The organism is Paraburkholderia sp. D1E, from assembly GCF_052682275.1.
On the sequence record NZ_JBQYMB010000001.1, the window covers coordinates 9,019,351 to 9,032,444 of the forward strand.

Genomic DNA, 13,094 nt, shown 5'->3' on the forward strand with positions numbered 1-13,094 from the left:
TGTCTGTCTGCGTCTTCTGCCTCATGACTCCTCTCTCCGAACTCGCGCAAGGGCAGCAGTACCCTGCTGCCGCGCTGTATGTGGTGGCCACGCCGATCGGCAACATCGCCGACGTCACGCTGCGCGCGTTGCATGTGCTCGGACTGGTGGATCGCATCGCCGCCGAAGACACCCGCAACACGGGCCAATTGCTCGCGCGCTACGGCATCTCAAAACCGCTCGTCGCGGTTCATCAGCACAACGAGCGGGCCGCGGCGCTGCGCCTGATCGAACATCTGCAAGCGGGCGAACGCGTGGCCTACGTGTCCGATGCGGGCACGCCCGGCATTTCGGATCCCGGCGCGAAACTCGTCGATGCCGTGCGCGAAGCCGGTTTCCCGGTCATCCCGCTGCCCGGCGCAAGCGCGCTCGCCACCGCATTGAGCGCAGCCGGCGACTGGGTCGCGACGTTCTCGTTCCTCGGCTTTCTGCCGCCGAAGGCAAAAGCACGCTCTGCGGCCCTGCAGTTGCTGGCGAGCCACCCGCACGCGATGGTGTTCTACGAAGCCCCGCACCGGATCATCGAAACAGTGCAGGCGTTGGCCGACGCATTCGGCGGCGAGCGCAAGCTGCTGATCGCACGGGAATTGACGAAGTTACATGAAGCGCTGCACCGCGGCACCCTGGCCGAAGGGCCAACGTGGCTCGCCGCCGATCCGAACCGGCAACGCGGTGAGTTCGTACTCGTGGTGGAAGGCGCGCAACCGGAAGCCGCAGGCGAACACGATCACGACGCGTTGCTGGGCATCCTGCTGGAAGAGTTGACGGTGAGCAGCGCGGCCAAAGTCGCGGCGACCATCACAGGCGCATCGCGCAATGCACTCTACACGCGCGCTTTGGCGCTAAAGAAAGACGGGGAATAAAGCGGACGGGCAAAAGAAAAGGACCGCGCGATGCGGCCCTTTGTCTTTTGGCAAACACGGCATGAGATGCCGCTACGCTGCCCAGCGTCACGAACGCGCTTGCGGCGCGCCCGCGGCCACTACTACATTACTTCTCTGCGTTCTCTGCGCTCGAACCGGAATTCGACGCCAGCATTTCATTACGCGCAGCGCGTGCTTCCTGCTGCGTCAAACCTTCGATCTGTACTCGCGCAGTACCGGCATGACGCATGTCGAGCGCGGCGGCCGCCGCCATCGACAGGTCGATGATCCGGCCGCGTGCATACGGGCCGCGATCGTTGATGCGTACGACGACCGAGCGCGAAGTGGCCGGATTGGTCACGCGCACATACGAGCCGAGCGGCAATGTACGGTGTGCCGCGGTCAACGCGTGCATGTCGAAACGTTCGCCATTGGCCGTACGGCGGCCATGGAAACCGCGGCCGTACCACGAAGCGCGGCCGGTCTGATGAAAGTCCGAAATACCCGAACCATCGTCCGTCAGCGGCCTGGCATCGGCCAGCGATGAGCCCTTGGCGGCTGCGTCCGAGGCCGGCGCGCCACCGAAGGATTGCGGGCCGAACGAGCCTGCCTGAGCGCTCTTCGTGCTCAGCGGCACGCCGCTTTCGGACGTGCTGCTCGCGCCCGGAGGCGTGGCACAGCCGGCCAGCACAAAAAAGGCAAAAAGAGTCCCCAGACTACGGGATAACCGAGTTTTCATAAGACGTGCAATCAAATTGTCGAGCCGCATCACGCGAAAAGTTGAGCGTGTTGCCTGCGACTCCGGCGGCAATGGACGACAACGCGCCGCGCAGAAAAGCGCAGTACGTCAAAGCCCGGATGCGGCTACCCAGCCGCTACCGCACGGTTAATTTTCACGTCTGGCGCAACCTGTCCCCGGCAGCCTGACCAGACCCCACATGCCGCCATCGAACGTGGCAAACACGTTCTTGCGCGCGGAACTCAGCGCGCAGGAACAGCGGCGTAGGCCCCACCCAGCGTCACGGCATTTAAGTCCGTTGCAGGCGCGCGGCGCCTGGCTGGGTAAGACGTGTGCATCGAATGCATCGATACCTGATGGCCGCCCACAACTGCGACAGCCCATACTTGAGTGGCGATCCGCGTGCCCATTTTTGATGGGGACGCATCGCCTTGTGGCATACACAATTCCTTGTGCATGGAAGTCATTATACCCAAAAGAAAATTTTGGGATGGCAACTGACTGAAAACCTTGATGAATCTTCACTCCTGCTGCAAAAATGAGCAGCCGAAAGCCCACTGCAGCGGGGCCTCAGCGCCCTCGACGAGCGTCGGCGAGACGCCGGTACAATCAACGTTTTTCCTGCGGCGTCGTCATCCATGAAAGTCACCTTGATCCCCGTCACGCCGTTCCAGCAGAATAGCTCGCTGCTCGTTTGCGAGGCAACCGGGCACGCGGCCGTTGTCGATCCGGGCGGCGACCTGGATGTCATCCAGGGTGAAATCGCGCGCCAGAACGTGACAGTCGAAAAAGTATTCCTCACGCATGGTCACATCGATCACTGTGCCGGCGCGAAGACGCTCGCCACGCATTACGGCGTACCAATCGAAGGCCCGCATCCCGACGAAAGCTTCTGGCTCGACAAGCTGCCGGATCAAAGCACGCGCTTCGGCTTTCCTGCTGCTGAGGCGTTTGAGCCGGACCGTTGGCTGCAAGACGGCGAAACCGTGCAATTCGGCAACGAAATCCTCGAGGTCTATCACTGCCCCGGCCATACACCGGGCCACGTGGTGTTCTTCAGCCGCGCGCATCGTCTCGCGCTGGTCGGCGACGTGCTCTTCGCGGGCTCAATCGGCCGCACGGATTTTCCGCGCGGCAATCACGCCGACCTGGTACGTGCGATCCGCGAAAAACTCTGGCCGCTCGGCGACGACGTCACCTTCGTTCCGGGTCACGGTCCCACCTCCACATTCGGCGCCGAGCGCCGCACCAATCCGTATGTAGCCGACGGAGTCCAGGCATGAGCAGCGAAATCTACGTGAGCACCGATGTCGAAGCGGACGGCCCGATTCCCGGTCCGCATTCGATGCTCAGTTTCGCTTCCGCCGCGTACACGGAAGACAAGCAATTGATCGCCACCTTCTCGGCGAATCTCGACTTGCTCGACGGCGCCAGGCCGCATCCGGTGCAGGAGGCATGGTGGAAAACGCAGCCGGAAGCATGGGAAGCCTGCCGCAAGGATTTGCAGGATCCGCAGGCCGCGCTGACGGCCTACGTTGAATGGGTCGAAGCGTTGCCGGGCAAGCCAGTGTTCGTGGCAATGCCGGCCGGTTTCGACTTCACCTATATGTTCTGGTACATGATGCGGTTTGTCGGGCGCTGCCCGTTTTCGTGGTCGGCGCTCGACATCAAGACACTGGCCTTCGCACTGACCGGCCTGCCATACCGCAAGAACATCAAACCACGCTTTCCCAGGCACTGGCTCGACGATCATCCGCACACGCACGTCGCGCTAGACGACGCAATCGAACAGGGCGCGCTTTTCTGCAACATGCTCAAGGATCTGCGCGCCGTTCAGGCGGCCACGCTGGCGGCCAATAAAGATGGGGACGACTCAGGGCAAAACGCCGCTGAGAAACCGGCAAATTAGGTAATCTCCCTCGCCGAGGCCGTTTTACGTTGCGTTTCGTTTTCGCGCCCTCTACTATGCGTTGATACGGCGACGCCAACGGAGGCGCAGTTGACACTCGATACCTTCTCTCAAAAAATCCTGCGCCTGCTACAGCTCGACGCACGCCGATCCGTGCAAGAGATTTCCGACCAGGTCGGCCTGTCGAGCACCCCATGCTGGCGCCGTATCAAGGATATGGAGCAATCGGGAGTGATCCAGCGCTACACGGCATTGCTGGATCGCGAAAAGCTGGGCCTGCACGTCTGCGCCCTCGCGCATATCCATCTCACGCGCCACACCGAGGGCGGGGTCGAACAGTTTGAGCGGGAAATCGCCACCTGCCCGGAGGTCACCGAGTGCTACAGCACGACCGGCGAATCCGACTACATCCTCAAGATCGTCGCGCCTGACATCAAGGCGTACGACAGCTTTCTGCACGAACGCATCTTCAAGATTCCCGCCGTCGCACAGGTGCGCACGAGCGTTGTGCTGCGCGAAATCAAATTCGATACGCAATTGCCGCTGTGAGACTGTGAAGCCGCGGCTCGCGCGTTCCGGGCGGGCTCGGCTCGATTGACGTCAGTCAGCTGGCGCTGTGCGGTTCCGCAGCTTTGGCGCGGGCGATGGCCTCCCCGGACCCCGCCTCTGTCGGGACGCCGCTTTCGGCCGGTGGCGCATCCACCCCTTGCAGCACGTCGAGCTTGCGGACACCCAGGCTGCGCTTGAGCGCGTCCAGATCGACACGGGCAAGATAGGGCTCATCGCTTTCGGCAGTGCGTGGACCCGCCGCCGGCACCACCACTTCAACATCGAGCCCCGTGCTCAAGTAGTGAATATTGACCGCTGCGGCCTTCACGCCGCCCGCGGCGAACGCGGCGTTGACTTCGGCGACGACCCGATCCCGGTTCGGCAGATTGACGGGCGGACGCGCAACCGCGTCATTCTCCGGGTCGACATGAATCAGCGCGTCGAGCACGCGGTTGTCTGCCAGTACGCGCAGGCGCGCCGATTCGGCGATGTAGTGCCCTTCCGATACCGAGATCAGCGGGTCGACCAGAATGTGCGCATCGACCAGAGCGAAGTCACCCATCTTGCGGGTGCGCATTTCGTGCACATCGCGCACACCGGGTGTGGCGAGCAACAGCGCGCGCATGTCAGCGGAGGCGGTTTGGTCGAGCGCGCGGTCAGAAAGATCTTGCAGCGCGTCCCAGCCAAACATCCACCCCATGCGCGCGACCATAAAACCGACAATTGCTGCGGCGATGGGATCGAGCAGGCGCACGCCTGCCAGGCTGCCGACAATGCCGAGCGCGACCACCAACGACGAAGCAGCGTCCGAGCGTGCGTGCCATGCATTCGCAATCAACATCGCTGAACGCACGCGCTGCGCTTCGCGCAACATGTAGCGAAACAGGCTCTCTTTGGAAATCAGCACCAGCACCGCGACCGCGAGCGCGCTCATATGCACGGCGGGGATGCTTTGCAAATCGGCGAGGCGTGTCCCGGCGCGCCACAACATACCCACGCCGACCACAATCAGCAGTGCACCCAGAAACAATGACGCAACCGTTTCATAGCGACTGTGTCCGTAATTGTGATCCGCGTCGGGCTTGGCGCCACTATGCCGATTCGCGATTAGCACGACAAAATCGGAAATCAGATCGGCCAGCGAATGGATACCGTCGGCGACCAACGCCTGTGAATGCGCAAACACCCCGATGACGATTTGCAGCGTCATCAGCACCGTATTGAGCGCAATACTGACAAAGGTACTTTTGCGCGCGACGCGATGTTTCTCAGCGGACTGGACGGCGGCGGTGGAAGGCATATCTGAAACGAAGCAAAAAGTTCAATGCCTGTATTCTACCCGGCGTATCTCGATATGCGCTGAAGATACCTTAAAAAATCCTTTTAAATCAGCTGCTTATCTAAACGAAAAGCATTCGCGTTCCAGTTTCATGGAGTACGTGTAACAAAGAGTCACAACAATTTTCAGAAAAATTAAAAACCGCGTCCTTAACGGTACGCGGTTCTTTCTGGCAACAACGGGCGCTATAAGCGCCACTGATTGGCCGATGAGTATTACTTCTGGATCAGAAACTTCTCGCGATCCAGACCTGCGATCCAGCGCGGCGGCTTGCCACGGCCCGACCACGTGCTACCGCTATCCGGGTCACGATACTTCGGCGCAACGCCTGCGCGCGGACGGCCAGCTTTAGCAGCCTTGGCACCACGGCCACCGCCAAGTTCGGTCAGCGAAATGCCGTAATCGGCCATTTTTTGCTTGATCTCATTCAACACTTCTGCGTATTCGCGCGACTTTGCTTCTTCGATCTGCTTTTCAAGCTTCTCGCGCTGCGCGAGTAGTTCTTTGTAGGACGACATAGGTTCCCTTGTGGTTTGGATAAAATGACTGCCGGTCTTAAGCCAGCTTGCCCTTTGAAGGTGTTCATGCCTCGGAATTTGATGGCGAGATTAACACAAAATAGAAAGGCTACAAAACCGCCTTCGTAAAATTAATCCAAATTCGTTTCAAAAAATTTCATTCGGCCGTGATGTTACGCAGATCCTTTCAAATAGATAATTTCGTACTTTGCTGAAAAACAGGCCCGCACATCAGTAATTATTGGATTAATTATCAAAAAATGAAATTTAAGATGAGAAATTTGCATCAACATTTCATGGCATGAAAGCTTTAACATGAAACGTCAGAACATATTGGGACGCACGCTTCGCACTGTTATTGCGGAATGAGTGTTTTCCCGAAATCGCAATCAGAGCTTAATTAACGTGGCGCTGGATGCAATCCTCGAGCGCCGCATGCAAGGTTTCGGTATTGAGTTTGACGTCGGCAAAGGCAAAACGGGTACGCGTACCGTCAAGCTTCAGATCGGCGCCATATCGATCGACGCCGAGCAGTTGAAATCCTCCGGCAACCGCGGAATGACCGGCGAAGTGCCTGATCAGCGCATCTTCTTCATCAAAGCCGAGGGGCGGCAGTGGATCGAGTTCGGTGCCGTCGAGCCAGCCCATCGCGCCGAAGCCGCCGATATAGCGCAGCCGCTCGAGTCTCATCGCCCAGAACGTGAAATCACCGAGAGCCAGGTACCGTTCAGCATCCGCGTGATAGCGGAGATAGCGCTGCACGACTTCGGGGGTCGCGTCGACCGGTTCGAACCTGCCGAGCAAGGTGACGCGCTGCCCGCTCAGCACGTCTCCCTCTGGTGCGTCGACGACCAGAAAACCGGCGCGCGGGTCCGCATGCAGGTTGTGCGTATGCTCGGCGAGCCGGCTCACAAGGATCGTCGGACGATGCTGCGGGTCCGGGGCGAACGGCAACACCGACGGATAAGGAAAGCCTTCCGGCTGACGCGCGTGGGTAGCTAGCGTACCGATGGCGGCCAGATGCAGCAGATGGAGCGGAGCGTGAGCGGGAATGTTCAAGTGCGCGTTCCTCATGTGTTGGATCAATCTGCTCCAAGCATAAGACAACGTGCTTCGTTAGAATCGGAAATTCGCTTTCAACGCGCTTTCTTACGCGTCCTCCTTCACGAGATTTCAGTGTCCGACCGCTCCTCCGAATTCGCTACCCTCCCCGCGGCTCATCGCGATCTCTCCGATAGCGCACGGCAGCGCGCGCGGATCGCCACGATGGCGGTGTTCTTCATCGCCGGCATGATGTACGCGTCGTGGGGGGTGCATGTGCCGACCGTGCGCGACCGCTTCCACCTGAACGCGGCGATGCTCTCGTTCGCGCTGCTTGCCGTGGCTGGTGGCTCGATCGGCGCAATGGCGGCGACTGCATCGTGGATCGCGCGGGTTGGCACGCGCCGCGCCTGCCTGACCGGCGGCCTGGTGATGACCGCGTGTGCAGCCCTGATCCTGATCGTGCCGGCTTACTGGATGTTGCTGATCGTGCTGGCCGTCTTCGGCGCCGGCATGGCCACACTCGACGTCGCGATGAACGCGGAAGCCAGCGCTGTCGAGAAAGCGCTCGGCAGGCCGATCATGTCGTCGCTGCACGGCATGTTCAGCGTCGGCGGCATGTTCGGCGCGGCAGCAGGCGGCGCCTTGTTATCGCGCGGCATGGCGCCGGCGGTGCATCTCGCGCTGGCCGCGGCGGTCAGCGCGCTGGTGCTGCTCGCGGCCTGCCCTTCGGTGCTGCCGCACGTGCCGCACGCCGACCATCCCGACGCCGCCACGCCGCGCGCCAATCGCTGGCGCTCACCCGCCTTGTGGGCGCTCGGCGCAATGGCGCTGGTTGCACTGATCGCCGAAGGCGCAATGTACGACTGGGCCACTGTTTACATGCGCGACGTCGTGCTGTCGACGCCGGCCCTCGCGAGCGCGGCCTACGCGGCGTTTTCGGGCGGCATGGCAGCGGCGCGTTTCGCCGGTGACACCGTGCGAGCCCGCTTCGGTGCACCCCAACTGGTGATGGCGAGCGCGTCGCTCGCCTGCGCGGGGATGGTCGGCGCGCTGCTGCTGCCGAACCCGGTCGCAGCCCTCATCGGCTTCACGCTGATGGGTCTCGGACTCGCGAACATGATGCCCGTGCTGTTCGCAGCCGCGGCGAGCGTCAAAGGCATTCACGCCGCCGAAGGACTCGCGCACGTCGCCGGGCTGGCTTACTTCGGGCTGCTGCTCGGGCCGGTGATCATTGGCGCGGTGACGCAGGTGACCAGTTTGCCGATCGGCTTGTCCGTGGTGGCGGTGTGTTCTGCGCTGATCGCAATCGCAGGCCCGAAGGTACTGCGGCGTTTGAAGATTTGACGTAAACGCGCGCTGTTGCTGCATCGGCGGATGTTGCTCAATATGAAAAACCCCAACCTTACGTTACGTTACGCGATGCCTGCACGCTGATGTGTTCCCCACCACATCGGCGGCATCAACACGCTCACTATTTTATAAATTCGCATCCAAACTATTGATTAATATGAATTTATTTTCCTCTCCGGCGCTGCGAACATAAATGGCATAGGCCTTGCAGTTAGCTCCCCAGCAATTTCCAAATTACGGGGGAGCAGACCATGAATCGCAATTTCAAACTATCGGCGATCGCCATGTGCGTGTCGTCGATGATCTTACTGACGGGATGTGGAAGCACGTTGGTCAGGCCGGGCGCTGGGAGCGGTTCGGGTTCCGGCTCGGGTTCTGGTTCTGGTTCGGGCAACGGAACGCCTACACCGACTCCTACACCGACTCCCACACCGACGCCGACGCCGACGCCGACGCCGACTCCCACACCGACTCCGACTCCCACACCGACTCCGACGCCAACACCCACGCCGACTCCGACACCCACGCCGACGCCGACTCCCACACCGACACCGACACCGACACCGACGCCGACTCCCACACCGACGCCTACGCCCACCAGCGCCAATCCGATCGGCGTCGTCGTCCAGAACACCGGCAATGTGATCACCGCGACCGGCCAAACCGTCTCCGCAGTCGGCAGCCAGATCGGCCTTACGCCGATTCCCGGCGCGAACCCGGCCACCACCACCGCGCTCGGCAACGTCGTTTCGAATCTCGGTGCCGGCGTCACCGCGATCGGCACAGGTACGGCGAATGGCCTCGGCCAGCTCGGCAATTCCAAGGATCCACTCGGCACGACACTGGCGAGCAGCGGCGGTTTGGTTTACGACGCAGGCCAGGCCGTCAACAGCGCCGGCCAACTCGTGACGAGTCTCGGCAGTGGCCCCACCGCACCGCTCAGTCCGCTGACCACGCCGCTCGGCAGCGTGGTCTCGACGGTCGGCGTTGCGGTCAGCGGCCTTGGCACGCAACTGACCTCGCAACTGACGAACGGCCCGATCCAGCAAGTCACGCAAACCGTCAGCACCGTGATCACGCCGATCACCAGCACGCTCGCGCAAACGACTCAGACCGTCGGCGATACGACCGGTCTCGGCTCACCGCTGAATGGCTTGCTGTCGACCATCGGTCATGGCCTCGACAGCGCGGGTAGCCAGGTCAGCAGCGCGACCAACAACCCGATCGGCCAGAACCTCGGCAATGTCGTGACCAAGCTCGGCGACACCGTCACCTCGGCAGGCGGCCTGCTGACCGCGGGCGGTTCGAGCAGCAGCAACCCGCTTGGCGGCCTCACCGGCATCCTGAATCCGGGCGGCAGCAGCGGCAGTACAGGCAATCCGCTGGCGCCGTTGACCAGCATTCTTACCGCTTTGCCGGGCACCTTGAGCGGCGGTCTGACTGGCGGCAGCGGCTCGAGCAGTCCGCTGGCACCCCTGACCAGCATCCTCAGCACGGTGACCGGCAGTCTCGGTGGCATCTCCGGCGGCTCGGGCAGCCCGCTGGCACCGCTGACTAGCGTCCTAAGCACCGTGACCGGAAGCCTCGGCGGCCTCGGCGGCACCTCCGGCGGCACGGCCAGCCCGCTTGCACCGTTGACAAGCATTGTGACCTCGGTCACCGGCGCATTGAGCGGCGCGACCGGCAGCAGCAATCCGCTGGCACCGGTGACGGCTGCGGTGTCGTCGCTGACAGGCGCCCTCGGGTCGGCTGCGGGTTCGGGCAGTAGCGGCGGGACCACTAACCCGCTTGCGCCGATCACCGGTCTACTGAGCACCGTCACCGGTGCATTGACCGGCACGGCGGGCACTGCCGGCGGCACCACGGGCGGCGGCTTGCTCGGCGGTCTGGGCGGTCTGACGACGAAGAAGTGACGAATACGAATAACGACAGCAAATAACGGCGTGACAAAAAACCAGCGCCAAAAGGGGGGCGGCGAACCGGGTCAACCGGTTCGCCGTTTTTTTATCGCTGCAACGGGTGGGGATATGAGATGCGCAATCCAGCGACTGCCGCAAGGACCCGGAAGGCACGCGTGAAAGCGGCCGCGGCAAAGATATTCAAAACGCTGGCACATTCACCAGCACATCACAGTTCGTGATACGTAACGTAATTACTCGAGAAGTCGTTACGCTGCAGAAAATTGGTGAACGTCATCGTCACCGATGCGTCGAGTCCTTCCACGTAATGCCACCAGCCGATCGGCAGAAACAGCAATTCGCCGGGTTCAAGTGTGCATTCCACCAGATGTGCATTGCGCATCGACGGAAAACGCTCGTGGTCGATCGCGCTGCCGTCCACCTGCGAATAGCAATGGAGATGGTTCACCATATGCGGTGTATCGGACAACGGCACCAGCTTGATCTGTTTGCGTCCGATCACCTGCGCCATGAAGTTATTGGTCAGATCATGGTGAAACGGCGTCTTCGTTCCCGCCGGTCCCATCCAGAAAAAACCGGTATCGGGCGATCCGGCATCGAGATATTCGCCGATAGCCGGCACATCGGACCATAACGCCGCGAGTGCTGCGCGATTGTGCGAGGTGTTATTGGCGGTCATGTAGAAATCGTTAGTCGAGTCGCTGCGCTCGACGAGATCGACATAATCGGCAAAGCGCATCATGCGCTTGAGCTTCGGCTGATTGATTTCATAATTCGTATCCGACTCGCGGCCGAACTGCACTTCGACTTCGCAATCGCCACAACGCTCGCGAAAGTAGTCGAAACTCCACTGCGTGCGCGCCGGCCAGAAATCGAAAGCGCCGGTGATAATGACCGGCCGGTTCTGAAAGTAGTACTGCTCAAAGAACTCGTCGCGCGATAAACGCTCGCGCCTTTCGATCACATCGCTTCCCGCACGCATCCGATTGAGCGTGCCGTACACGGACAATATCCATTCGCGCTTGTGCAAACGATTGTGCAGACGCGTTGCACCCTCAAAGTAAGGACTCGCGAGCGCTGCCTCGATTTCACGCGCAGCTTCGGCCGGGTCGAAACCATGTCCGACCAGCGCACCCTGCACTGCGGGGGGCGGTACGTCGAGCAGCAGATTCTCGGCAATCCAGCGGCGCCAGCCGTTATCGATCGAACGGATCACAGTGGTCACCGCATTCTCCCAAACGATGTTCGCAAACCCACCAGCGTCACACACAGATGTCCAAAAGAAAAGGCACGCGAGCCATACGGCGCACGTGCCTTTTAACTACCTGACCGAAGACAAACAAAGCTGTCTTCGATCATGCGGCCTTTACATCTTCACTACGTCGAGCAGCGTCTTCTTGCCACCCTTGTAGTCATACAGCGAGATCACGCCGTGTTGAAGGTCACCCTTCGAGTCGAACGTGGTTTCACCGATCACACCCTTGTAGTCGGTGCTCGGCATTGCTGCCAGGATCTTCGCCGGATCGGTCGAGTTCGCACGCTTCATTGCGTCGACGATGATGTACACAGCGTCATACGTGAACGGAGCGTAGATCTGGATCGGCTGACCGAAACGCTTCTGATACTTGGCAAGGAACGCTGCGCCGCCAGCCATCTTCTCGAGCGCCATACCGGCTTCCGAGCAGACGATGTTGTCGGTTGCGTCGCCAGCCAGGTCCGACAGCTTGTCGGTACACACGCCGTCGCCTGCCAGCACCTTCGCGCGCAGGCCGAGCTGCTTGGCTTGCTTGGCGAACGGGCCGCCGGTGGCGTCCATGCCGCCGTACATGATCGCGTCCGGGTTTTCGCCCTTGATCTTCGTCAGAATTGCGCGGAAGTCGACAGCCTTGTCGTTCGTCGCGTCATGCGACATCACGTTCATGCCGAGCGACTTGGCGGTCTTCTCGAATTCGTTGGCAAGACCCTGGCCATAAGCGGTCGAGTCGTCGACGATCGCGACGCTCTTCATCTTCATGGTCTTGGATGCGTAGTTAGCCAGCGCCGGACCTTGTTGCGCATCGGTCGCCACGACGCGGTACGTCGTCTTGAAACCTTGTTGCGTGTAAGCCGGGTTCGTTGCCGACGGCGAGATCTGCACGATGCCAGCATCGCTATAGATCTTCGAAGCCGGAATCGAGGTGCCCGAGTTCAAGTGGCCAACCACTGCGACGACCTTATCGTCGACCAGCTTCTGCGCGACTTGCGTAGCCGTACGCGGGTCAGCTGCGTCGTCTTGTGCGTCGAGTTGCAGCGTGATCTTCTGGCCACCGATCGTCAGGCCCTTGGCATTGATTTCTTCAACTGCCAGGCGCGCGCCGTTTTCGTTGTCTTTACCCAGGTGAGCAATACCGCCAGTCAGCGGCGCAACGTGACCGATCTTGACGACCGTATCGGCCACAGCCGAAGTTGCCAGCGTAGCGAACAGCATCGCCGCGGCGCTGATCGGCAACAGCTTTTGAATCTTGATGTTCATGTAAGTCTCCAGTTTCGGTCCCAAAAACAACGTAATCGCCCTGTGCCCCCCGCGTCCCTACACGTGTCGCTCAGTCCCGTGGACGACTACGCCGGTTGCATCGTTTATGCACTTGGCCAGTACGTTCACCAACCTGTTTGTGGCAGGCGGCAACCCGTACTTGCGCGCAAGTGTAGGCCATCAAATTAAATTGTGGGACTTTTTTGAGGAAGTGGGATGAACACTAATAGCGTTTATCCAACAGAGACCTATTACAGCCGGACAGACAGGCTGGAAAGCACCAACCCATGCGGGTTTCCGCTAGGTGAGCGTT

The 13,094-nt window shown here is 60.8% G+C and carries 11 protein-coding genes and 1 pseudogene; 6 read left to right on the forward strand and 6 right to left on the reverse strand.

Annotated elements, in window-relative coordinates; genetic code table 11:
- Positions 1 to 23 precede the first annotated feature (23 nt).
- Complete coding sequence (gene rsmI / locus ACUN0E_RS40545) at positions 24 to 902, forward strand: 16S rRNA (cytidine(1402)-2'-O)-methyltransferase (protein ID WP_408240344.1); 879 nt, start codon at positions 24 to 26, stop codon at positions 900 to 902.
- Positions 903 to 1,029: 127 nt separating this feature from the next.
- Here rsmI and ACUN0E_RS40550 read toward each other — a convergent pair whose 3' ends face one another.
- The gene (locus tag ACUN0E_RS40550; protein WP_445570119.1) at positions 1,030 to 1,641 is read right to left on the reverse strand and encodes a septal ring lytic transglycosylase RlpA family protein; all 612 of its coding nucleotides are present in this window, start codon (positions 1,639 to 1,641) and stop codon (positions 1,030 to 1,032) included.
- A 638-nt stretch (positions 1,642 to 2,279) separates the two neighbouring features.
- Between ACUN0E_RS40550 and ACUN0E_RS40555 the strand changes: the two genes are divergently transcribed.
- From ACUN0E_RS40555 to ACUN0E_RS40565, 3 genes are all read left to right on the forward strand, one after another.
- Positions 2,280 to 2,924, forward strand: coding sequence for an MBL fold metallo-hydrolase (locus ACUN0E_RS40555; RefSeq protein ID WP_408240350.1), 645 nt, complete (start codon positions 2,280 to 2,282; stop codon positions 2,922 to 2,924).
- Positions 2,921 to 3,550 carry an exonuclease gene (locus tag ACUN0E_RS40560; protein WP_445570120.1) on the forward strand — a complete coding sequence of 210 codons (630 nt, stop codon included), beginning with the start codon at positions 2,921 to 2,923 and terminating at the stop codon, positions 3,548 to 3,550. Before ACUN0E_RS40555 ends, ACUN0E_RS40560 begins: the two co-directional genes overlap by 4 nt.
- 90 nt (positions 3,551 to 3,640) lie before the next feature.
- Positions 3,641 to 4,099 (forward strand): Lrp/AsnC family transcriptional regulator, encoded by a 459-nt coding sequence (locus ACUN0E_RS40565; protein WP_012431468.1) that lies wholly within the window; start codon positions 3,641 to 3,643, stop codon positions 4,097 to 4,099.
- A gap of 55 nt (positions 4,100 to 4,154) precedes the next feature.
- Here ACUN0E_RS40565 and ACUN0E_RS40570 read toward each other — a convergent pair whose 3' ends face one another.
- The 3 genes from ACUN0E_RS40570 to ACUN0E_RS40580 form a co-directional block, all read right to left on the reverse strand.
- Positions 4,155 to 5,399: a cation diffusion facilitator family transporter gene (locus tag ACUN0E_RS40570; RefSeq protein WP_445570121.1), complete on the reverse strand. Its 1,245-nt coding sequence runs from the start codon at positions 5,397 to 5,399 to the stop codon at positions 4,155 to 4,157.
- A gap of 254 nt (positions 5,400 to 5,653) precedes the next feature.
- Positions 5,654 to 5,956 carry an H-NS histone family protein gene (locus ACUN0E_RS40575; RefSeq protein ID WP_054037926.1) on the reverse strand — a complete coding sequence of 101 codons (303 nt, stop codon included), beginning with the start codon at positions 5,954 to 5,956 and terminating at the stop codon, positions 5,654 to 5,656.
- 396 nt (positions 5,957 to 6,352) lie between these two features.
- Positions 6,353 to 7,015: a HugZ family pyridoxamine 5'-phosphate oxidase gene (locus ACUN0E_RS40580; protein WP_408240359.1), complete on the reverse strand. Its 663-nt coding sequence runs from the start codon at positions 7,013 to 7,015 to the stop codon at positions 6,353 to 6,355.
- Positions 7,016 to 7,132: 117 nt separating this feature from the next.
- Here ACUN0E_RS40580 and ACUN0E_RS40585 point away from each other — a divergent pair, with 117 nt between their 5' ends.
- Positions 7,133 to 8,344, forward strand: coding sequence for an MFS transporter (locus ACUN0E_RS40585; RefSeq protein WP_445570122.1), 1,212 nt, complete (start codon positions 7,133 to 7,135; stop codon positions 8,342 to 8,344).
- Positions 8,345 to 8,601: 257 nt separating this feature from the next.
- Positions 8,602 to 10,092 (forward strand): annotated as a pseudogene (locus tag ACUN0E_RS40590) (collagen-like triple helix repeat-containing protein); the annotation flags it as partial.
- A 385-nt stretch (positions 10,093 to 10,477) separates the two neighbouring features.
- On the opposite strand, the gene ACUN0E_RS40595 reads toward ACUN0E_RS40590, so the two are convergent.
- Positions 10,478 to 11,494, reverse strand: coding sequence for a cupin-like domain-containing protein (locus tag ACUN0E_RS40595; RefSeq protein WP_445570123.1), 1,017 nt, complete (start codon positions 11,492 to 11,494; stop codon positions 10,478 to 10,480).
- 141 nt (positions 11,495 to 11,635) lie between these two features.
- A complete protein-coding gene (locus tag ACUN0E_RS40600) occupies positions 11,636 to 12,781 on the reverse strand; it encodes a branched-chain amino acid ABC transporter substrate-binding protein (protein ID WP_408240370.1) in 1,146 nt (381 codons plus the stop codon).
- Positions 12,782 to 13,094 lie beyond the last annotated feature (313 nt).